General features: G+C 38.4%; 21 protein-coding genes. 17 read left to right on the forward strand and 4 right to left on the reverse strand.

The window, feature by feature from the left end; all coding sequences use genetic code 11:
• The first annotated feature begins 6 nt into the window (after positions 1-6).
• The 4 genes from ACYT6F_RS09415 (at position 7) to ACYT6F_RS09430 (ending at position 4,075) form a co-directional block, all read left to right on the forward strand.
• The gene (locus tag ACYT6F_RS09415; protein ID WP_472600924.1) at positions 7-1,176 is read left to right on the forward strand and encodes a toxic anion resistance protein; all 1,170 of its coding nucleotides are present in this window, start codon (positions 7-9) and stop codon (positions 1,174-1,176) included.
• Positions 1,177-1,191: 15 nt separating this feature from the next.
• Entirely contained in the window at positions 1,192-2,139 is a 948-nt protein-coding gene (locus ACYT6F_RS09420) for a hypothetical protein (RefSeq protein ID WP_472600925.1), read from the forward strand.
• Between the two features lie 110 nt (positions 2,140-2,249).
• Positions 2,250-2,861: a TerD family protein gene (locus ACYT6F_RS09425; RefSeq protein ID WP_472600926.1), complete on the forward strand. Its 612-nt coding sequence runs from the start codon at positions 2,250-2,252 to the stop codon at positions 2,859-2,861.
• A 242-nt stretch (positions 2,862-3,103) separates the two neighbouring features.
• Positions 3,104-4,075 (forward strand): TerC/Alx family metal homeostasis membrane protein, encoded by a 972-nt coding sequence (locus ACYT6F_RS09430; RefSeq protein WP_472601108.1) that lies wholly within the window; start codon positions 3,104-3,106, stop codon positions 4,073-4,075.
• A 251-nt stretch (positions 4,076-4,326) separates the two neighbouring features.
• Here ACYT6F_RS09430 and ACYT6F_RS09435 read toward each other — a convergent pair whose 3' ends face one another.
• The gene (locus ACYT6F_RS09435; RefSeq protein ID WP_472600927.1) at positions 4,327-5,328 is read right to left on the reverse strand and encodes a catalase family protein; all 1,002 of its coding nucleotides are present in this window, start codon (positions 5,326-5,328) and stop codon (positions 4,327-4,329) included.
• A 145-nt stretch (positions 5,329-5,473) separates the two neighbouring features.
• Between ACYT6F_RS09435 and ACYT6F_RS09440 the strand changes: the two genes are divergently transcribed.
• The 6 genes from ACYT6F_RS09440 to ACYT6F_RS09465 all read left to right on the forward strand — a co-directional run bounded on the left by ACYT6F_RS09440 (position 5,474) and on the right by ACYT6F_RS09465 (position 10,308).
• Positions 5,474-5,908 carry an FKBP-type peptidyl-prolyl cis-trans isomerase gene (locus ACYT6F_RS09440; protein ID WP_472600928.1) on the forward strand — a complete coding sequence of 145 codons (435 nt, stop codon included), beginning with the start codon at positions 5,474-5,476 and terminating at the stop codon, positions 5,906-5,908.
• Between the two features lie 103 nt (positions 5,909-6,011).
• On the forward strand, positions 6,012-6,962 hold the full coding sequence (locus ACYT6F_RS09445; RefSeq protein WP_472600929.1) for a hypothetical protein: 951 nt from the start codon (positions 6,012-6,014) through the stop codon (positions 6,960-6,962).
• A 39-nt stretch (positions 6,963-7,001) separates the two neighbouring features.
• Positions 7,002-7,574 (forward strand): helix-turn-helix domain-containing protein, encoded by a 573-nt coding sequence (locus tag ACYT6F_RS09450; RefSeq protein WP_472600930.1) that lies wholly within the window; start codon positions 7,002-7,004, stop codon positions 7,572-7,574.
• Between the two features lie 86 nt (positions 7,575-7,660).
• Positions 7,661-9,127, forward strand: coding sequence for a serine hydrolase (locus ACYT6F_RS09455; protein WP_472600931.1), 1,467 nt, complete (start codon positions 7,661-7,663; stop codon positions 9,125-9,127).
• Between the two features lie 60 nt (positions 9,128-9,187).
• Positions 9,188-9,598: an Rrf2 family transcriptional regulator gene (locus tag ACYT6F_RS09460; RefSeq protein ID WP_472600932.1), complete on the forward strand. Its 411-nt coding sequence runs from the start codon at positions 9,188-9,190 to the stop codon at positions 9,596-9,598.
• Positions 9,599-9,657: 59 nt separating this feature from the next.
• Entirely contained in the window at positions 9,658-10,308 is a 651-nt protein-coding gene (locus ACYT6F_RS09465) for an NAD(P)-dependent oxidoreductase (RefSeq protein WP_472600933.1), read from the forward strand.
• 79 nt (positions 10,309-10,387) lie between these two features.
• Here the strand turns inward: ACYT6F_RS09465 and ACYT6F_RS09470 are convergent, their stop codons facing one another.
• Complete coding sequence (locus ACYT6F_RS09470) at positions 10,388-11,383, reverse strand: M23 family metallopeptidase (RefSeq protein WP_472600934.1); 996 nt, start codon at positions 11,381-11,383, stop codon at positions 10,388-10,390.
• Positions 11,384-11,612: 229 nt separating this feature from the next.
• On the opposite strand from ACYT6F_RS09470, the gene ACYT6F_RS09475 reads away from it, so the two are divergent.
• From ACYT6F_RS09475 to ACYT6F_RS09505, 7 genes are all read left to right on the forward strand, one after another.
• Positions 11,613-12,650, forward strand: coding sequence for an NAD(P)H-dependent glycerol-3-phosphate dehydrogenase (locus ACYT6F_RS09475; RefSeq protein ID WP_472600935.1), 1,038 nt, complete (start codon positions 11,613-11,615; stop codon positions 12,648-12,650).
• 192 nt (positions 12,651-12,842) lie between these two features.
• Positions 12,843-14,348 (forward strand): malate dehydrogenase (quinone), encoded by a 1,506-nt coding sequence (gene mqo / locus ACYT6F_RS09480; RefSeq protein ID WP_472600936.1) that lies wholly within the window; start codon positions 12,843-12,845, stop codon positions 14,346-14,348.
• A gap of 80 nt (positions 14,349-14,428) precedes the next feature.
• Positions 14,429-14,833 carry a hypothetical protein gene (locus ACYT6F_RS09485; protein ID WP_066436821.1) on the forward strand — a complete coding sequence of 135 codons (405 nt, stop codon included), beginning with the start codon at positions 14,429-14,431 and terminating at the stop codon, positions 14,831-14,833.
• Between the two features lie 56 nt (positions 14,834-14,889).
• Positions 14,890-15,504, forward strand: coding sequence for a DUF1684 domain-containing protein (locus ACYT6F_RS09490; protein WP_472600937.1), 615 nt, complete (start codon positions 14,890-14,892; stop codon positions 15,502-15,504).
• Between the two features lie 3 nt (positions 15,505-15,507).
• Positions 15,508-15,981 (forward strand): GNAT family N-acetyltransferase, encoded by a 474-nt coding sequence (locus tag ACYT6F_RS09495; protein WP_472600938.1) that lies wholly within the window; start codon positions 15,508-15,510, stop codon positions 15,979-15,981.
• A gap of 74 nt (positions 15,982-16,055) precedes the next feature.
• A complete protein-coding gene (locus ACYT6F_RS09500) occupies positions 16,056-16,865 on the forward strand; it encodes a glucose 1-dehydrogenase (RefSeq protein WP_472600939.1) in 810 nt (269 codons plus the stop codon).
• Positions 16,866-17,242: 377 nt separating this feature from the next.
• Complete coding sequence (locus tag ACYT6F_RS09505) at positions 17,243-19,897, forward strand: MGH1-like glycoside hydrolase domain-containing protein (protein ID WP_472600940.1); 2,655 nt, start codon at positions 17,243-17,245, stop codon at positions 19,895-19,897.
• 48 nt (positions 19,898-19,945) lie between these two features.
• Here ACYT6F_RS09505 and recO read toward each other — a convergent pair whose 3' ends face one another.
• Both recO and porZ read right to left on the reverse strand, forming a co-directional pair.
• Positions 19,946-20,632, reverse strand: coding sequence for a DNA repair protein RecO (gene recO, locus ACYT6F_RS09510; protein WP_472600941.1), 687 nt, complete (start codon positions 20,630-20,632; stop codon positions 19,946-19,948).
• Positions 20,632-22,914 carry a type IX secretion system anionic LPS delivery protein PorZ gene (gene porZ, locus ACYT6F_RS09515; protein ID WP_472600942.1) on the reverse strand — a complete coding sequence of 761 codons (2,283 nt, stop codon included), beginning with the start codon at positions 22,912-22,914 and terminating at the stop codon, positions 20,632-20,634. The genes recO and porZ overlap by 1 nt, the downstream gene beginning before the upstream one ends.
• Positions 22,915-22,916: the final 2 nt, after the last annotated feature.

A 22,916-nucleotide genomic window follows, 5' to 3' on the forward strand; every position in this document is an offset into this window, starting at 1 on the left:
CTTATCATGGATAACCAACCTAATCAACCCATAGATCCGCTTGGATCAATTGAACCTTTAAAAACATTTGAGCCGACTCCGATGGATCCTCCACCGGGACAGGTGCCAAATACACCTCCGGCTCCGGTGGTAGACAGGGAAGGGAATGTAAACCTTACCCAGTTACCATCTGAAGAACGCCAGAAATACGAAGTTCTTGCAGACTCTATTGATGAAACCAATCCGGGTTCCATTGTGAACTTTGGGGCAGATCTTCAGAGAACATTATCAAACCAGAGTGACAGTTTCTTAGGAAATGTAAGGCGGTCCAACTCCGGAGAAGTCGGCGAGCTGATCAATAATTTATTGGTTGAGCTGAATTACGTTGATGTAGAAGAACTTAATCAGAATAAATTCAAGAGTTTTTTAAGCAAATTACCTTTCATGAAGAGTGTAATGACGCAGATTGAGAATTTATTTGCCAAATACGATAAGATCATCAACAATATCGATCAGATTTCCTACAAGGTAAACGCAGGAATTATTACTTCCACAAAAGATAATGCGGTATTGCAGACCATCTTTGAAAGTAATATCAATGCCATAAAGCAGATCGAGGAACTCGTTATTGCCGGAAATCTCAGAATGGAAAAAGCCTCAACAGAGCTTGCTGCGATGGAAGCTGCACCGCAGAATTATCAGGATTACCAGATCGCCGATAAAAGGGATTTTATTGCACGTTTAGACCGAAGACTGGCCGATCTTAAAGTCGTTCGTCTGATCATGATGCAGTCGCTTCCGCAGATCAGACTGGTTCAGAACAATAACGTTTCAATTGCCGAAAAAGCGCAGACTATTCTTACGACAACGCTTCCGCTTTGGAAAAATCAGCTTTCTTTGGCAGTAGCCATGTACAGACAGCAGCAGAACATAGAAATTCAGCAGAAAGTTTCTTCGACAACCGAAGAAATTTTAAGAAAAAATGCAGAACGTCTCGGTCAGAATTCAATCAATGTTGCAAGAGCCAACGAACAGACGGTAGTTTCCATCGAAACATTAAGAGAAACGACATCGAAACTGATCAATACGTTAAACGAAGTAAAACAGATCCAGAAGCAGGGAGCAGAAGGCAGAAGAAAGCTGGATCAGGATCTGATGACTTTGGAGCACGAACTTAAAGCAAACGTAAGAGGATAATAGCATTGCAATAAGGTGAATGATGAAGCCGTAAACATACTGTCCCAAAGCAAAAGAAGATTAACGAAACTTAAACTTCTTGCTGATTTTTTTGAAAATGTTGATATCATCTCCATCTACATTAAGACGGATAGTATCCATACTCTTTTTCTGGAAAATAAGACATTGGATTACAGTAAATTAGAGCTTTTTCATCTTCAGTACACCGATAGTCTCATTGAGCTTCTGACCAAAATAAAAAGACAGAAGGAAAATGATATGCTTGCGGTGATCAACGAAATAGAAATCAACAGGAAATATATTTCGGGGTTTGAAGAAAAACAATCGGACGGCTTTGAGACAGACCGGAAAATATACAGTGGTAATTTTTCCCGTCATCTGAAGAATCTTTATCAAGATCTTACAGAAAGCAAATTAACGATCAACTGGGATGACGTTCTGTATTTCCATAAAAAATATGCAGCAGAATTCTACAGATCGGAAGCTGATGAAGAACTGCTGACGGCGGATGCTTTTCCTGCGTACCAATATCAGGACTACCAGATTGAAAGAAAACTGTTGGGAAGACTCAATATCCGGAACTTTAAAGTCCGTTTTGTATGTGGGTATGCTATTTCAGGAAATGAATATGAGCTGTTTAAGATTTTTCAGTCAGAGGATTTTTTTATCTTTGATATCGAAGGGCGAAAAATGTATTTAACAGATCCAACAAAAATGGAAAAGCTGAATATCGCGCCCAACGAATCGAATAAGACGGTCATTGTCAACCAGCTGAAAAAGAAAAACGAAGATCTTGAAGAAGCGATGGCTGAGAGGAAAAAAATATTGCCGGAGCAGGTAACCGCTGTACTGAAAGATTATATTAAAAATCTTGAAAATACCGATGTCATGAGCAGAATATTTGATATCAATGAAGAGACCAACATCCTTCGTGCAATGCTGAATTTAAATTTAAACAATTAAGTAAACTGTAAAGTCGTGAAACACAAATCACTCGTTGTGATAACGAATTGGTGATTTATAAGCTGCCGATTTTACTATTTCAAAAAATATAAACAACTAAACATAAAAAGATGGCTATTAACTTACAAAAAGGTCAACGTATAAACCTTACCAAGCAAAATGGAACGACACTTACCCAGGCTTGTGTAGGAATAAACTGGGGTGCAATTGAGAAAAAAAGTTTCTTTGGAGGAACCTCACGCGAGGCAGTAGATTTGGATGGAAGCTGTATTTTATACGATTCCAACAAGAACGCTACCGAAGTGATCTATTTCGGAAACCTAAAGTCTAAAAACGGAGCTGTACGCCACAGCGGCGATGATCTTACAGGAGATGTCAACGGGGATGATGGGCTGGATAATGAAGTAATTACCATAGATTTCAGCAGTCTTGATGCAAATGTAGAGCATGTTGCCCTGGTTCTGAACAGCTATAAAGGCCAGGATTTCGGTACGATTCCTTTTGCTTCCATCAGGATTTATGAAGGAACGCCTACCAATGTACGAGAAGTTTTTGCAAAATACGATATCGCCAATGACGCTTCTTTCAAAGGTCACATTGCGATGGTAATGGGCGTTTTCTACCGAAGAAACAACGAATGGAAATTCAACGCAATCGGAGATCCTACAAAAGACAGAAAATTGCAGGAAACCATTGAAACGGTAAAACAAAGTTATTTGTAAGGATTAAGGTTCAACAGGGGCGGGCTTTAGCCCGCTTAATAAACAGATTTCAATTCGGCTTTAGCCAAAACCCGTTGAATTTCAATTCGAAAAAATATAATAAAACTAACAGCAATATTTGTATTCGTACAGCTATTGCTTTTATCATTTAACAACAACACACATTAAAAGTGGGACAAAATACTAGCATTTTAGATCTTCATCCCGGTCTGGTTTGGGGATTTGCGGTAACCGTAGTTATCATGTTGCTCCTGGATTTAGGAGTTTTCAACAAAAAAAGTCATGAGGTTTCTTCCAAAGAAGCCACCATCTGGTCAATTGTCTGGATCTCGCTGTCTATGGTGTTTTCGGGAGTAGTGTACTGGGTGTACAATTCAGATTTGGGTCCCGGAAGCCATGAGCTTGCCATAGAAAAATTTACACAGTATCAGGCTGCTTACTGGATTGAGAAAGCCCTGTCGGTGGATAATTTATTTGTATTCATCCTCGTTTTCGGTTTCTTTAAAGTTCCGAAATACCTTCACCACAAAGTGCTGTTCTGGGGAATTATCGGAGCACTGATCTTCAGGGCGATCTTCATTTTTGCCGGAGTAGGGTTGATCAATCTTACCTACCTTCCTGAAATGAATATTTTCGGACATCCTGTGAAAATCAATATTGTGATGACTCTATTCGGATTATTTCTTGTGTATGCAGGGATCAAATCCTGGGGAGATGGAGACGATGATGATGAAGAAGACTACAGCAATACAGCCGGAGCAAGGTTAATTAAGCGATTTTGGAAGGTTTCTGACAATTATGTGGGAGATAAATTTTTCACGATTCAGAATGGTGTGAAAATGGCAACTCCGCTTTTAGTGGTAGTAGCCGTAATCGAATTTACCGATGTGCTTTTTGCCGTAGATTCCATTCCAGCGATATTTGCTATTTCCAACGATCCGTTTATCCTTTATACATCGAATATTTTCGCGATTTTAGGATTAAGGTCACTCTATTTCCTGTTGGCAAATTTTATCCATATGTTCAGCAAACTGCCTTACGGACTGGCTATTATTCTGTCATTTATCGGAGTTAAAATGTTAATTGCACCGTGGATTCATATTCCTTCTCCCGTTTCTTTAGGAATTGTAGGAGGCGTTTTAGTAATCTCGGTTATTTTATCCGTGATTTTCCCGGATAAAAAAGAAGAAGAAAAAGGAGAAATCGAAGAATAGTCCTTATATCATTAAAACTTAAGAAGGCTTTACATTGTGTAGAGCCTTTTTTATTTAAATTTATTTTTATTGGGAGCTTTTTCGTGCTTTCGCTACTCGCTTTTTACAGATTTCGGCGGCGAAGCCGCCGCCGAAATCTGTAAAAGAGCTCAGACAGGCCGCTCAATCACGGCTAGGGTGGAAGTCATTTTTTCAATACAAGTTATAATATTGCCATTCAGGACTTACGCTTCACTGCAAAGCAAATCTGTTCACCGATTATATTTCAGCAGTTTATTGATCTTATTCCTTGTTGTCATGGAAACTTTATACGCCTCTTCCCTCAGCTTTTGAATTTTACCCACAGGCTGAAAAAATAATTTGCTTTCATAAGGATTAAAAGATAGAAGCTCATTTTCGCAGGAATTTGGGTCGAGAAGGCCGTTTCTTTCAATTTTTACTTCCCCGATTCTAATGTAAGGCGAATTTTTCCATTCTACATTCAGCTTATTGATCGGTTGATTTTCCAGGTCATAGCAAAGCCGTATATAGACATCGGCAGTGAAAGCCTCTAATTTAAAATAATCCTCGATCGCTTCTTTAGACTTTTTGTTTTTACTGAATTTTTTGTCTACAGACTGAGGACTCAGCCTGATCTTCATCATCTGATCTCCCAGGCGATAGGCGCCAACGGAATGAAAATCGAAGGAAAGAATGAAATCATTTCTTTTATTCCAGAGTTTGATAACATTTTTTATAAAAGAAGCTGTAAGTGTAGAAGGAATCATTTTTGCAATTTGAGCGATTAAAGAAAAGCTGCTCCATTTTTTCACATAAAACTGATTCACGGAAGTAAACAGTTTCAGAAAAGTACTTACAGAATTGATAGGAAACAACGGGAAATTCACTAGTGGATAATTAGCCAGAAGATCTCCTTTTTCATCTTTTATTTTTACGGCAAAACCATAAGCGGGAATCTCTTTTTTGCCCCTGCTGATTTTAAGATGAGCATTGGAAAAACGGATGGTAAGATCATACTCCTCTTTATCAAAGAACTGCTGAAGTTCTTCAGGAATATCCTTACTGATGAAAAGTTTACCGCTTGCCACAGCATACGTCTTGGCGTGGGCATTTCTGGTAGCATAATTAACATCGCTTAAAGACGCAGACTGTTCTACAAAATCGGAGATGCTTTTCTTGTTGATTTCAAAAAGCGTTCGTTCCTCGTCAGTCAGCTTGTCAAAGTTCTTATTATATTTCAATGGATCTGGCATCAGTTTTTAAATCCAATTATAGCGCCAACTTTCGGAAATGCTGTTAACACAGTATTAAAAATATCTGAACTTTTTAAACCTAAACTTCTCGCAACATACTTCAGCTTCCAGCAGTAAAACCCTATCTTTGTAAAAAATATCAATTATGGGAGTAGCAGATATGTTATTTAAAAGAAAAAAAGAGCAGGCAGAAAAAAACCTGAATGATGGTAAAGAATATATGGAAGAATACGGAAAGAGAGAAACCGTTGTTCAGTTGCCAAGCGGTTTGCAGTACGAAATTATAAAAGAAGGTGACGGTGAAAAGCCCGGTCCCAGATCTACCGTAAAATGTCATTATCATGGAACAACGATTACAGGAAAAGTTTTCGACAGCTCTGTAAAAAGAGGAACTCCTGCTTCATTTCCACTGAATAAAGTCATTAAAGGATGGACGGAAGCACTTCAGCTTATGCCCGTAGGAAGCAAATGGAGATTGATTATCCCTCCACATTTGGCTTACGGAGATCAGCAGATCAGTAAGGAAATCGGACCAAACAGCACACTGATTTTCGAAGTGGAGCTGCTGGAGATTAAATAATTTCTTTAAAATAAGCTTAAAATTTACCTGTTATTCGGGTAAATTTTTTTATTTCCGTATCTTAGTATTGGTAGTTTTTTATTTATCCAATAACTAAACAAAAATGAGGAAGTTACTTTATTTTTTAGCTTTTTTCTTTATTTTAACTTCATGTGTTTCAAAGAAAAATCAGGCGATCAGGCAAAATATTCTGACACTTAAAGACAGTTATTGCAAAGCACCTTTCAAATACAATTATGCCAATAAACTTCCTTCTTATAATTCGGATTCTATCATTAATGCGAATAAAGATCTGAAGAATAATTTTTCAGACCAAAGCATCTTAATTCTGAATGCTTTGGATAACATCGATGAGGTTCACGAAATCATGGAGCTGAAGAAAGACAACTCATTAGAATCGCAGGTGAAAGTGCTTCAGCTCAAAAGCAAGATTAACAGTAAAATAACCATCGCATTAACGGAACTGGATGCCGTGGCTGCAGAATTTGATTGCGAAGGAGAAAGAGTGGCACAAATCGGAAATTACGTCGATAACCTAAACGATTCCAAAAACAATAAACTTATTCTGCTTTCGATCGTAACGGGAGCTGCAGCTTCGGTCGCAGGAGGAATTGTGAAAGATAATGGCTGGAGCAATGCGATAGACATCGGTGGTGGTGTCCTTGGAGCAGGTTTTGGTTTAGCTACATTGAATCCAAAAGGAAAAAAAGTAGAATTTATTCACCAAAGAAATCTTTTGAGAGACGTTTGGCGCGGAAAATTAGAATCACCGAATTTTCCTCCTTTTGTATGGTATATGTACACAGAAAAGAAATTCTCCAATAAAGAAAAGCATTCCATCATCACCAGCATGAAAGAAAGATGGCTGCATTATCAGTTTGATGACAATTTGAACGCTGCTAATGAATCAGTTATTTTTAGCGATGGCGGTTATTACAGATCAAATGACCTTCACAATCGAGCAGCGATGCTTAACCAAATGCAGTCCGCAACAAGAACCATCAATCAGAATATCAATTATTTGTTGTTAGACTTAGATAAATTGATTTTATAATTTCTAAACTGTACATTTGTTTTATTTACTATATTTTACATGTCGGCTTTAAAAAGAATTAGAGAAACAAAGAATCTTACTCAGGAAGAATTAGCTCAGAAGTCAGGGCTTTCTGTGAGGACCATTCAACGGATCGAAGCAGGAATGCAGCCGAAAGGATATACCTTGAAGACACTTTCAAAAAGTCTGGATATTCCCGAAGAGGATTTGTTAAATATTAAAATTGTACAGCAGGAAATTGAGACGGTAGAATTACCTTTAACAATTACAGAAAATAACTCTGCTGATCTTGCTTTAACCAAAATTATCAATCTTTCCTCAATTCCGGTTGCATGGTTACCGATTGCCAATTTTATGGTGCCCTTGTTAATTATGTTTTTCACAAAAGAGAAATCCCGTATTATAAAACAGATCATATCTCTTCAGATACTTTTGTCCATTGTTTGTCCAGTTATTTTTATGATTGTTGCCCTTTTGAAATTGGGATCTCAGTCTGTAATGGTAACGATGGTTCTGCTGGTTCTCTCAAATATTTACATCATATTGAGAAATGCTTACGAAATAGATAAGAAGAATAGCTTATACTATAAGCTGAATTTCAGCTTTTTATAAACCTGTCATAGCATTGTCACGTTTTTGTCGGGTCTTTTTTTCGGTCAGAATTTAATTATTCCAAACCTTTGTCAAAAAATTAAACCATGACAAAAAAATTCTTCCCGTATTTTCTGGCCCTTCTGTTTTTCTGTCAGAATATAAACGCTCAGATCGATAAAAATTCAGAATTGTTTTTAGAATTAAAAAAGCAGGACAGTGTTTTTTTCGAGAGAGGCTTCAATCGTTGTGACATGGAATACCTCGAAAAGTTTGTGGATAATAATTTAAAGTTTTATCACGATAAAGGAGGCTTCCAGGATAAAAAACTGTTTCTACAGAGAACAAAAGAAAATATATGTTCAGATCCCCTCAAAAAGCCGATTCGAAAAGTTATTCCGGAAAGTCTTGAAGTTTTTCCCCTGTACAATAATGGTAATTTGTATGGTGCCATACAGTCTGGAGAACATGAGTTTTACATTCGTGAACCGAACAAAAAAGATGTTTTGGGAGGAAGGGCAAAATTTACTTCGGTGTGGACAAAAAAGGATGGAAATTGGTTAATGAGCGAAGTTCTAAGCTATGATCATGGTGAAACGGGTCGTCAGGAGATATCAGATCCTGTAGAACAGTTATTGAAAGACAATAATATTCCGACATTAGGACTAGGAATCATCGAAAACGGGAAACTTACGCAGATAAAAGTGTACGGTACTCTTGATGGGAAAACTACGGCATCTTACAACAGTCTTTTCAATGTGGCTTCTCTTGCCAAACCGGTAACCGTAATAACGGCTTTACGTTTAGTAAGCTTAGGGAAATTAAACCTTGATGAACCTTTGGATAAATATTGGATCGATCCTGATATTGCAAAAGATCCTAGACACAAAAATTTAACGGCCAGAATAATTTTAAGTCATCAGACGGGCTTTCCAAACTGGCGATGGCAGAAAGATGATCATCGGTTAAGCTTTGAGTTTGATCCGGGATCAAAATATCAGTATTCAGGTGAAGGCTACGAATATCTGCGGAAAGCCCTTGAGAATAAATTCCACAAAAGCCTGGAAGTATTGGCGAAAGAAATGGTTTTTCAGCCTTTAAACATGAATGATACCAGCTATATATGGAATGAAAAGAAAGATTCCGGTAAAATTGTTATCGGCTATGACCCAAATGGAAAACCTTACGAAATCGTGAAAAACACTCAACCTAACGCTGCTGATGATCTTATAACTACGGTAGAGGATTACGGAAAGTTTTTGGTCGCAATAATGAATAACGATTTACTTTCGAAAACGATGTCTGAAGAGCTGAAAACCAGACAGGTTGAAACTAAAAAAAATAAATATTTCGGGTTGGGTTTTGAAATATATGGCCTTGGAAACGGAGAAATTGCTCTTTCCCACGGCGGATCGGATAACGGGGTAAATACACTTTTCGTAATATTACCGGAGACAAAACGAGGACTTTTAATTTTTACCAACGTTGATGATGGCTATAAAATCTACGAATCGCTGCTGAAATATTATCTCGGTGAGTCAGGAAGAAAAATCGTTAAAATTGAAACAGAATAATTTAATTGTAATAAAATTTGTTACATTTAAAAATTTCTTTATATTTGTATAATAATTACGATGAACAATACAAGATTTGCTACGGCAATACATATAATGACCCTATTGGCGGAAAGTCCGCAGGACTGGCTTACTTCAGAATGGCTGGCCGGAAGTATTAATATTAATCCTGTAGTTGTCCGTAAAGAATTGAGTGTTTTGAGAGAAGCCGGATTAATCAGCAGCAGACAGGGGAAAGAAGGGGGAAGCCGGCTTACAAAAAATGCAGATGCAATAAAAATTTCTGAAATTTATCTGGCTGTAAAGAATACGGAAGTTTTAGGAAAAAAAAACAATAACCCCAATCCTGCCTGTCCGGTAGGAAAAGAAATTAATCAGCATCTGGATGCATTATTTTCAGAAACAGATCAATTGGTTCTTAATTTTTTAGGTGATAAAAGCCTGAAGGAATTCAGTGATCGTTTTAAATAAAAAAATTTACACATTAATGTAACAAAATATATTACAGTTTAATTTAAAAATAAAATAGTATGAAAAAAGTAGCAGTAATCGGTGCGACAGGATTTGTAGGAACTCAGGTTGTAAAGGAATTATCAGAGAGAGGATACGAAGTCGAAGCGATCGTAAGAGACGCATCAAAAGTTCAGCAGAATGATAATGTAAAAGCAAAAAGTGTTGATGTAAATAATATAGACGAACTGGCAGAAGCCCTGAAAGGGAATGATGCGGTAATCAGTGCATTTAACGCCGGATGGACAAATCCGAATTTATATGATGATTTCCTGAACGGATCCATCAATATCGAAAAAGCGGTTGAAAAGTCAGGAGTAAACAGATTTATTACCGTAGGAGGAGCCGGAAGCTTATATATTGATGGAAAACAGCTTGTAGATGGTCCGGATTTTCCTGCGGAAATCAAACCGGGAGCCACCGCTGCAAGAGATTATTTAAACAAAATCAAAGAAAATAATACCCTCGACTGGACTTTCTTCAGCCCTGCCATCGAAATGCATCAGGGAACTGCCGGTGTAAGAACGGGAAAATACAGAACTGCACTGGAAAATCCTGTATTTGATGAAAACGGAAGAAGTGTTCTTTCGGTAGAAGATGTAGCAGTAGTTCTTGCAGATGAACTTGAACAGGGAAATCACATCAGGCAGCGTTTTACAGCAGCATACTAGTAAAACAATAAAATAAGCAAAAAAATTTCGGCGGCACCAAAGGTGCCGCCGAAATCCTATCAATATAATTAACCATAAATTATAGATTCATGAACAGCTTCGGGTTTACCGGGCTGTTGTTTTTGTGTACCTCATAATGAAGATGAGGTCCTGTAGAACGGCCGGAATTTCCGGACTTGGCAATAACCTGTCCTACTTTTACTTTATCATTTACTTTAGCAACAAGCTGGGATAAATGCCCGTAAAGCGTTGCCAAACCATTTCCATGGGAAACAATAACGCAATTTCCGTAACCACCCTTCTGACCCGAGAAAATAACGGTTCCTGCAGCAGTAGCCACCACATCGGAACCAAAAGGAACGGCAATATCCAATCCTTTATGAAACTGCATCTGGTCTGCTTCAGCAGGAGGATTATTTTTCTCCGCAGGTTTTGTATTTGTTGCAACGGCGGCAGTTGATGAAGTTGGAGCAGCTGCAGGAGTGGCTTTTGGAGTTACCATTACCTTTACCTGTCTTTTCTCACCATAGCTGTCGGTCACTTCGATAATTTTTTCTACAGGTTCTGCTTTCACTTCAGGCGCTGCAGCAGCTGCCGGCTTTGCCGTATTGCTTTTCACGGAAGCAAAAACGGTTTTAAAAGGAATAGGATTTTTTCTGATTCCGAAATTAGACGAAATATATCCTTCCGTAGGCATTCCCAAAGGAACCTGCATCAGTTTTTTCTGAATATCCATCAGGTACTGGCTGTATCGGTTGGCCTGTTTCGCAAGATAAACGGAGTTGGAAATGCTGTCTTTCCGAAGGATCTCCAGCTTTACATTCGGCACGTCTTTTGATTTCAGGAAAGAGTTGAGCTGTGCTACAGTCTGATCTACCAATGTAAGATCCGTTTTCATTTTTAAGTAATCTACACTGTCTTTTTCAGTGTTTATTTTCACAAGGTTCACCTCATAGTTCTTGTCGTCCTTTTCGGAGTACAATTTGGCAATGAAGATCCCTTGCGCAAAAACGACAAATAAAAGGCCTCCTAAAAGTACATTTACGTTCTTTTTGCTGCTTAGAAATTTTTTCATTTTTTTCTTCTCTTAGTATAATTACAAAACGATTTTAAGCCTGCAAATTTAATTAAAAATAAATTTTGGAACTTATTTTTAACAAAAAATTAAATATTTATCTAAATAACGCAGAATTAAACATTTCATTGTCCTGATATATTAAATTTAAAATAAAATGGATTTTATCATACCCTGAAAATGCCTCATCATTCTTTGTTTTAATATATTTGCAGTTCACATTTCTATTATGGCTAAAAAGAAAACGAATACAGAATCGAACCCGAAAAAAAGCAAAAACGATGTGGCTGTTGGTGTGGTGGGAAGCGGAAGTTTTGCAACGGCTATCGTAAAAATGCTGGTTGAGAACTGTAAAACAGTACATTGGTGCGTAAGAAACGAATATGTAAAAGGCGCCATTGAGCAGAGAGGGCATAACCCGACCTATCTTACTGCAGTTAATTTTAACCTGAAAAATCTGAAGCTTACCACTGATATCAACGAGCTTGTCACTGCCTGTGAAACCATTGTTCTGGCGACACCTTCGATTTACCTGTCTGATACACTGGATAAAATGACTTGTGATTACAAAAACAAAATTTTTGTTTCCGCCATTAAAGGAATCATTCCTAAAGTAAATGATGTTGTAGCCCATTATTTAAGAGAAGAATTTAAAATAGGATTCCGCAATCAGGCCGTCATTGCAGGTCCATGTCACGCTGAAGAAGTAGCGATGGAAAGATTATCTTACCTTACCGTAGCAACGGTGGAAGATGAAGTTTCCGAAAAGCTGGTGAATATATTTAATTCGGATTTCATTAAAGTTCACTCAAGCAAAGATATTTTAGGGAATGAATACAGTGCGATCCTTAAAAATATTTTTGCAATTGGAGCCGGTATTGCCAGCGGATTAGGGTATGGAGACAATTTTACCGCCGTTTTCGTATCCAATGCCATCCGCGAAATGGAAACGTTCCTGGACTCTATTTATGAAGCACCGAGAGATGTCAATGAAAGCGCTTATCTCGGAGATTTACTCGTAACCGCCTATTCATTATTCTCAAGAAACAGAAACCTGGGAAATCTTATCGGGAAAGGATACACCGTAAAATCAGCGATTCAGTCGATGAACATGATTGCAGAAGGGTATTATGCAGCAGATTCCATTTATAAAACATCAAAAGATAAAGGCTTAAAACTTCCTATTGTCGATACCATTTACGGTATTCTTTACGAAGGCAAAAATGCTGAAAAACAGTTTAAAAAACTGACGGCAAAACTTAATTAGTATTTTACTTAAATAATTTTAGCGTGATATTGTTCCGGGTAGTATTAATTTATCTGAATAATATCACGCTTCTTTTTTGGCATTACCTCAAACGGAATCATTTATTTCAACTTTAAAAATCATGTTAAAGTCTATAAACCGGCCATGATTTTAATAACTTTTCCCGAACTTTGAGATAATAAAATTTAAATTATGTCACAATCGCTTACAGGCAGAACGCCGAAACCCAAATACGACGTTGTTCTCATAGGTGGCGGAATTATGAGTGCCACTTTAGCTACCTTATTACACGAATTTGATCCGGGTCTTGAAATTGCTATTTTCGAAAGGCTTGGCAGATTTGCCAAAGAAAGCACCGCTGCATGGAACAATGCCGGAACAGGTCACTCCGCGTTTTGTGAGCTTAATTATACCCCGCAAAAAACAGATGGGACCATCGATATCTCCAAAGCTGAAAGTATAGCCGAACAGTTTGAAATTTCAAAACAGTTCTGGTCTTATCTCCTGACTAAAGGTTACATCGAGCAACCAAAAGATTTTATAAATTCGTGTCCTCATATGAGTCTGGTATTTGGAGAAAAAGATGCCGAATACCTGAAGAAAAGACATCAGAAAATGTCAGAATCTGTTCTTTTTAAAGGAATGGAATTCACCACGGATCACGAAAAACTGAAAGAATGGATTCCTCTTGTCATGAGCAAAAGAAACGGTTCCGAAGTGATGGCTGCCACTAAAATGGATCTGGGAACCGATGTTAATTTTGGTACCCTCACCAGAAAAATGGGAAGACATTTGCTGGAAGATTCAAACGTTGAAGTATTTCTGTATCATGAAGTTAAAGATATCGATCCTAAAGAAGACGGAACCTGGGAAATGAAAGTGAAAGACAGAATTCATAACCATAAGCAGGAAGTGGAGGCAGATTTTCTATTCATTGGAGCAGGAGGATATGCTTTACCTTTATTGGATAGCTCGGATATTAAAGAAAGTGAAGGCTATGGCGGCTTTCCGGTTTCCGGAGAATGGCTCGTAAGCCATAATCAGGAATTAGTAGAAAAACACCACGCAAAAGTGTATACACAGGCAACGGTGGATGCTCCGCCAATGTCGGTTCCTCACCTTGATCTTAGAATTATAGATGGCGAAAAAGCTTTGCTTTTCGGACCTTTCGCAGGATTCTCAACCAAATTTCTTAAAGAAGGAAGCTATCTTGATCTTCCGGAAAGTGTTAATACAAAAAATCTGCGATCCCTTTTCGGAGCCTGGTGGCACAATATTCCCTTAACGAAATATCTTATTCAGCAGGTCGCTATGACCAAAGCTCAGAGAATGCAGCATTTGAGAGAGTTCATCAAAGATGCTAAAGAAGAAGACTGGGAGCTTAAAGTGGCCGGACAAAGGGTACAGATCATTAAAAAAGACGAAAAAGATGGTGGGAAACTGGAATTCGGGACGGAAGTAGTGGTTAACAAAAAGGGAACTATCGCTTCATTGTTGGGAGCTTCGCCAGGTGCCTCAACAGCCGTTTACGCCATGCTGAATGTATTGGAAAGATGTTTCCCGGAAAAACTGAACGGAGAATGGAAAGATAAGCTGATGGAAATGATCCCGTCATATGGACAAAAATTAGGTGCAAACCCCGAACTTACCGAAAAAGTAAGAAATTATACAAAAGAAAAATTAGAACTTAAATATTAATTATAAGCATGAGCAATTGGTGATGAGTAATGATAAGTCTTACAAAATTACTCATTACTTATTGCTCATTATTCATCACTATGTCAGAAACCATTGCAAAGCCGGTTATCGTCAAAGAATTACTGGAATCCCTTCAGACAGAAGTTCAGGAAGAGCAGCAGGTCATCGTACACTGTTGTTTTCCCGCTTCGCCCTTTCTGGGAAACCTGATCAGAATCTGGCATTCAACCTATCTTTTCGATAACCAGTCGGATCATAAAAGCAGACTCATTCATGCAGAAAATATCACCATTTATCCGAACTGGACTGCGGTTCCTTTTATGAAAGACTTTTGGTTTACCCTTGTTTTTTCAGGGCTCCCGAAAGACTGTAAAAGTTTCGACCTTAAAGAAGTCATTCCTGAAGAAGGCGGCTTTTTTGTAGAATCGATCAAAAGAAATTCGTCAGATATTTACCGGGTGAAAATTTCAGAATCCTACATATAGTAAACTGTTAAGAGGAAATTTATTCTTAATTCATTCTTAATGGTTAAATATTTATCATGAAAAATTATATACTCATACTCCTAATTTTGCCTGTGCTGATTTTCTCCCAAAAAAACGCCAAAGAAGAAGCCTTGGTGAAAAAATTTCAGAAAGAGCTGAATGAAGAATACCTCAATCCCAAAGAAACACCTTTGAGAGGAGACAACTTTAAAAATTTCAGACAACATCCTTTCTTCCCGATTGATATAAAATACAGAATTACCGCAAAATTTACCAGAACGGAAAATGCGGAACCATTTGATCTTCCCACATCTTCCGGAAAAACAAAATCATACAGAGAATATGGTAAAGCGACTTTTGATCTTAATGGAAAATCATATACGTTAAATATTTACCAAAGTTTGGATTTACTCAAACAAAAAAAATACAAAGACTATCTGTTTTTACCATTCCGGGATGCCACCAACGGAATAGAAACGTACGGCGGCGGAAAATATATGGATCTCAAAATTCCTGAAGGCAATACCATTATTCTGGATTTTAATACGTCTTATCAGCCTTACTGTGCTTACAATGCGTACGATTATAATTGCCCGATTGTTCCGGAAGAAAACAAATTGCCCGTAGAGATCCGCGCCGGAGTTATGTACGAAGACATTTATCATCACTAAAATATGGTACACTTAAAATTTTATGAACCAAAGGATTTTCCCGGAGTAAATTATACGCTGGATGAAAATCAGTTGCAATATACGGCCACTGCAGAGCAGGCATTGCAAAGAATTGAGGAAAGGGAAGATACCCTTGCATTCCCGATAACCATTCTTAAAGATGAAGATCCCTGCGGATTTTTTGTGCTGGATTTTGGAGATGACAAGCTTGAACTTACTGATAATAAAGACGCGATGTTGCTGCGTTCATTTTCCATAAATCCCGAAATGCAGGGAAAAGGCATCGGAAAACAGGCGATGATTCAGCTTGATGAATTTGTCCGTGAGAATTTTAAAGATTGTGACGAAATCGTTCTGGCCGTAAACCAGAACAATGCCTCTGCTTATCACTTATACCGAAGAACCGGCTACCGGGATGAGGGAAAAACCAGAATAGGAAGAAGCGGGCCACAACATATCCTGTACAAAAAACTTTAAGAATTTTTTAAGTGAAATTTTTATGTTTGGCGTGATCCTTTCAGCTAAATTTAAGTAACATCAAATAATAAAACATGGAAATTTCTCTCAGAAACCAGGTCGCTATTGTCACCGGAGCCTCCAGCGGAATAGGCTCAGGAATTGCAAAATCTCTTGCTGCAGCCGGAGCCACCGTCATCGTAAATCATTCGTCAGAACATTCTACAGATGAAGCCAATAAAGTTTTAAAAGAAATAACAGACGCCGGAGGAAACGGGATTATTTATCAATGTGATGTTTCCAGTGAAGAGCAGGTAATCAGAATGTTCCGGGATGTCATTTCCCAATTTGGGACGGTTGATATTCTCATCAACAATGCGGGTGTTCAGAAAGATGCTAAATTCACGGAAATGACCCTTGATCAATGGAATACGGTCATCAATATCAATCTTACGGGTCAGTTTTTATGTGCAAGGGAAGCAATTAAAGAATTTCTCCGCCGGGGTATTGATGCATCGCGGTCTGTTGCCTGTGGTAAAATCATTCATATCAGTTCGGTTCATGAAGTCATTCCGTGGGCAGGACATGCCAATTATGCAGCCAGCAAAGGAGCAATCCGAATGCTGATGCAGACGCTTGCCCAGGAATACGGAGCCGATAAAATCCGTGTCAATTCCATTTGTCCCGGAGCAATCCAGACACCGATAAATAAAGATGCGTGGAGCACCCCTGAAGCCCTGAATTCTTTAATGAATCTTGTTCCTTACAACAGAATCGGTAAACCGGAAGATATCGGTAATCTCGCCGTATTTCTGGCCAGTGATCTCGCAGATTATATTTCGGGAGCAAGCATCTTTGTAGACGGAGCCATGACCACTTTTGAAAGCTTTTCCACAGGAGGTTAAAATTGGGGCGCACATTTCCGGCTTTCACTACTCGCTTTTTTCTGTTTTTTTCGGCGTCGGCTTTGCCGCCGCCGAAAAAAACAGAAAAAGAGCTCAAACAGGCCGTTCAATCCGGGGCGCATGTTCGGCAAAGTATAAAAGAAAGCCATTTCAATGTGAATAAACAAGCTCTTTTGGTCAATTTAAATAAAGCTCTACAATGTCCCCTGTATTTCGAATAAGTGAAACGGCCTTGTTTATCTAATATGGAAGGATGATAAATAATTTGTGTAGCATTGCGGTTCATAAAGAATATAATGCACTTCAATGCTTTCAGAACGAAAAACATCATTAATCCATCAGCTATCAATCATCATTAATCAATCATAAACAGCAGTATGAAAGAAAAAGAAAGACTTACCGATATCGCCTGGAAAAAGTGGGGTCCTTACGTCAGCAACCGTGAGTGGGGACTGGTGCGTGAAGATTACAGTGCAGACGGCGATGCCTGGAACTATACGACACACGATGATGCAGAAGCAAAAACCTACCGTTGGGGAGAAGAAGGTATCTGCGGAATCTGTGATGATTTTCAGAAGCTGGTATTTTCTTTCGGTTTTTGGAACAAGAAAGATAAAATGGTCAAAGAAAGGTTCTTTGGTCTTACCAATGGGCAGGGTAATCACGGAGAAGATGTGAAGGAATATTATTACTATCTCGATTCCACGCCCACACATTCTTACATGAAGATGCTGTACAAATATCCTCAAAATGAATTTCCATACGAAGACCTCATTAAAACAAATGCCGAAAGAGGTAAGCAAGACTCTGAATATGAGCTGATTGATACCGGTATTTTTGATAAAAATGAATATTTCGACATTTTCGTGGAGTATGCAAAAGCCAACTCTCAGGATATTCTGATCAAATTAACGATTATCAATAAATCAGATAACAATGCTCCTTTGGTTATCCTTCCGACTTTATGGTTCCGAAATACGTGGCGCTGGGGCTATGATGACTATATTCCTCAAATGAATGCTGAAGAAGCAGACTCCGTTAAAATTTTTCACAAGGATTTAGAAGTCAAAAATTTCTATGCAGATCACCCGGAAAAAGTTTTGTTTTGTGATAATGAGACCAATAACGAAAAACTATATCAGTACCCGAAAGAAACACATTACACCAAGGATGGGATCAATGATTTTATAATCAACGAAAATTCACGGTCGGTGAATCCGAAACACTTTGGTACCAAAGCGGCATTCCTGATTGATGAAATTTTTAATCCTAAAGAAGAAAAAGTTTTTGAATTCAGACTGTCGGATAAAGATTTAAAAAAGCCTTTTTCAAACTTTGATGAAATTTTCAGACTTAGAAAACAGGAAGCCGACGAATTTTATCAAGAAATCCAGAAAGGAATTGCTACAGAAGATGAAAAATTAATACAGCGACAGGCATTCGCAGGTATGCTCTGGAGCAAAATGTTTTATCATTACAATGTTGAAAAGTGGATGAAAGGCGATCCTGCACAGCCGCAACCGCCAAAATTACGCGAGAAGATCCGGAACTTCCAGTGGAAGCACCTCAACAATGAACATATTATTTCCATGCCTGATAAATGGGAATACCCATGGTATGCGACATGGGATCTTGCTTTTCATACCATAAGCTTTTCATTGATTGACCCTGACTTTGCAAAGCAACAGCTGAAACTATTTCTTTTCGAATGGTATATGCATCCTAACGGACAGCTTCCTGCCTATGAATGGAATTTTAATGATGTTAATCCCCCGGTTCACGCATGGGCCGTTTTCAGGGTTTTTAAAATTGATGAATATCTGACAGGAAAACCCGACCTGCAGTTTCTGGAAAGTGCGTTTCAAAAACTGCTGATGAATTTTACGTGGTGGGTCAACAAAAAAGATAACAACGGCAATAATATCTTTGAAGGCGGATTTTTAGGACTTGATAACATCGGAGTTTTCGACAGAAATACACCGCTTCCCCACGGGGAACATCTGGAACAATCAGATGGTACAAGCTGGATGGCCATGTTTGCCCTGAATATGATGAGAATTGCTCTTGAATTGGCCGTATACAACAATGTCTACGAGGAAATGGCCATAAAATTCTTTGAACATTTTCTCGCCATTGCAAATTCTCTTGACAATATGGGAGACGAATGCTTCAGTCTCTGGGATGAAGAGGATGAGTTCTTTTATGATGCTCTTTCTTTGGGTGAGAATAATCATATGTATTTAAAAATGAGAACCATCGTGGGGCTTATTCCCATGTTTGCAGTAGAGGTTATTGATGATGAAATGATTGAAAATCTTCCGAACTTTAAAAAAAGAATGCAGTGGGTTTTGGATAATAAACCGGAGCTGGCGGCTTTGGTTTCTCATTGGGAAGTAAAAGGAGAAGATTCAAAACATTTGCTTTCTCTTCTTCGGGGACATCGCTTAAAAAGGCTTCTCCACAGAATGCTGAATCCTGATGAGTTTCTTAGTGAATTCGGCGTTCGTGCTCTTTCTAAGGAATATGAAAATAATCCGTTTAGCCTTCATCTGAATGGTACAGACTACACCGTAAAGTATACACCAGCGGAGAGTGATAGCCGGCTCTTCGGGGGAAACAGCAATTGGCGCGGTCCGGTATGGTTTCCCATTAATTTTTTAATTATTGAAAGCCTGCAGCGTTTTTTCTTTTATTACAGTCCGGATTTTCTTGTAGAATATCCTACAGGAAGCGGAAATTTCTTAAATCTTGATCAGATTGCAGACGAACTGAGCAAGAGGCTGGCAAAGATATTTTTAAAAGACGAAAACGGAAACCGTCCGTTTAACGGGCAATACCCAAGATTTCAGACTGATCCGGATTTTAAGGATTATATTCTTTTTTACGAATATTTCCACGGAGACAACGGGCGTGGAGTAGGTGCTTCACACCAGACAGGCTGGACTGGCCTGATTGCAAAAATCCTTATGCCTCGTTTTTCAAAAAAAGAAATTGCAGAATCTGAAACCGAAATGCCGGAAGAAAATAGCTGAACATTAAATTTTTAACCTAAATCAATACAATAAGAATTTACATCATGTTTATTCAAAGATCTGCTGAATGACCTCCAGCGATGCAGGAATTCTGAAGTCTGTAATGTGGTAATGATAATACACCAAAATGCTATCAAGAAAATCTTTTCTGTAAGACGATGGTATCTTGATCCGGTAAGGATGTTCTGCGGCAAGAACTGCCTGCCATATGGAGGAAATATCTTCATTAAAAATCTGATGCATGCTTTCGGATGAAAATGTTCCTGTTTCGGGATCCAGAAACTGCCGGCCGTTCAAAAGAGGAGCTACTCCCTGAATTTTCAGAATTTTAATCAGGAAAATCAAATGAGACTGATAGTTTCCGTTTTCCAGCTCATCAATTAACTCTTCAAGGCAAAAGAAAATGTGATGGTTTTTGTTTTCATGCCTTAGATTCTGGTTCAGAAAATCCGAAATAAAAAACACAACCGAGTTACACCGTATATCCGTATAAATATCGTTGCTTTTTATCATCTCGAACCGGAAAATAGTCTGTATTCCGTTCCCTCTTACGGGGAGCAGAGAAAAGTTAAGTTTACTTAAGGGAAGAAGCAGGGCTTTTTTCTTATTCTTCCGGGTATAGATACCCTTCAGAAAATAAGACTGAAACCCCTCGTCTTCTGTAAAACAATGCAGTACTGCATCGTTTTCACCGTATTTTATATATGATAATAAAAATCCTTTTTGTGAATTCATTAATTAACTACCGCAATTTTTGCCGTTGCTTTATCGGAACCATCTTCATTCGTCATCAGGACAAAATATATTCCGGAAGCTACTCTTACGCCTCTCTGGTTATTGAGATCCCATTCATAGTATCCGCCTCTTGCTACAGCAGAGTGTACTACATTACCTGCTGCATCAGCAATTCTGATATTTGTAACTTCGGCAAGACCTTTTATGGTAACCTTTCCTTTAAAGTTAGAATATACCACGGGATTCGGGTACACAAGTACATTTCCGAAGCCTGAAGTAACATCTGCTACATCTCCCTGATAGGTTACAATGCCGTCATAAGATGCAAAGTATACTTTCCCTGTTTTTCTGTCAACCTTTATATCGGTAATACTGTTGGTAGGTAAAGGAGAGTTTTCTTTAGTAAAACGCTTTATGGTGCGCTGTCCGTCAGCGGATAAGTAATATACGCCTCCGCCATCAACGGAAACCCATTTTTGATCTCCGGCATCAACTTCAATCTGTAAAATCTGGGAATCTCTGAAAAGCTCTTCCCCAATACCATTCTGTTCAATAACAATAGGTTCTACAGTTGCACTGGCCGGAGTTTTAACAGCTGAAGTGGCGTTAGGTAAAACCCGCAGTCCTAAATCTCCTCCTATCCAGGCATCTCCTGATTTGTCTAATGCTACGGAAATATTTCCGCCTGAGTTGGAGTCGAAACCATTCGACTGATTCAAAATATAGGCAGTATCATCAGAAGTATTTACCGTCTTTTTTGCGTCATAAGCAATAAGTGCACTCAGCCTCGGAATAGGAATCCATAATAATCCTTCATAAAACAAAGGCTTCTGTGCGGCGCCTAATGATGTCGTATTTTTTATAAGGAAATCATCGGTTGCTCTGTCATACGCTCCAATTGCTGTAAGCTGCCCGACATCCGGTCCGTCACTGGAAAAAGCAATGGTTACAAAAAGATTGTTAGCATCATCAAACGTCATTCCTACAGCACGTCTTGCAGAAAAATTATCAGTTCCTAAATTATAGTTTTTAGTAAAAGTGAAATCTTTGGTTGCCGAATTATATTTCATTTTATATACCCCTCTTCCCGGTGCAGTAACATAATTGGTAAAGAAAATGTCATCCGGACTTGCAGGATCTGATACCACATCGAGCACATTAAACCTGGTGGTATTTCCTATAAAGTAGGAAGGATAGATCCATTCCATACCATTGAAATAATAAAAACCAGGATTTTTAGGGTTACTGACCGCGGTATTAAACCTGTTTTCCCTTCCTCCTGTAGATACCAGAAGCTGATTTTCACCATACAGGCTCAGTTTGTAAGCATAGTTGAAGTACGGTCCGTCTGGTTTGAAGGAATTATTACTTTCATTTTTTATTCCTGATAACACTGTACCGCCATAAACACTGCTGCCAACCGTAGTTGCTGTGTTACATTCTTCCCCAAAGCTTACGGTATTATTGAAATTTCCGCTGGTATTGAAAGTATAAACCCTATTTACATCTGTTACAATAATGTTGTTGCTGTTCACTACAACATCCCGTACATTGCCAAAAGTTTGTGATAGAGGAGTGGAAATTCCGCTGTTGTAAAGATAGGCTGTTGTAGCTGATGAAAAGCTCAAAACGCCTTCAGAATCAATATGTTTGAATGCTCCTGCCATTTCGGTTGTCCAGGTATTGAAAACAGGAAACGTTGTATTCATTTCGTGGCTTTTAAGACCTGTGTTGGTTACCGAGAATACTTTATTTCCAAAAATTGTAGCTTCATTACTTGCTTCATATACCCCTCCGGATAAAAAGAAAGCAGAATCTTTAAACTCTTTTTTCTTAAGATCAAAAATAGAAACGCCATAGCCTGCTGAAATAACAGCCAGATCGCCGGTTATTGAGATATGATTGATTCTTTTGCTTCCGTTGTATCCTGTAGCAATAGGAATATCTACAACATAGGTTATTCCGTCGGGAGCAATAACATCCAGAGATCCGTTCTGATAGCCTACGAGGGCAATTTTATTCTGCGGGTTGTAATCGAATGCTGAAATTTTAACCTCATGCAAGCCGTTTGCTTTAGACAGCTTGGTAATTTCGCCTGATGAAATTGTATAATAAAAGATCCCGTTTTCTGCTGCTGCAACTATTTTTCCGTTATCTTCTTTCATAGCGGTAACGTTATTATAAGAAAACAGGTCTGCCCATTTTTTTGAAGAAATAGTCTGTGCATTTGCAACGTGCAGGGATGCCAAAATACCAAGAGAAATTAAAGAGAGTTTTTTCATGC

This window comes from Chryseobacterium sp. NG-CE01 (assembly GCF_055695505.1).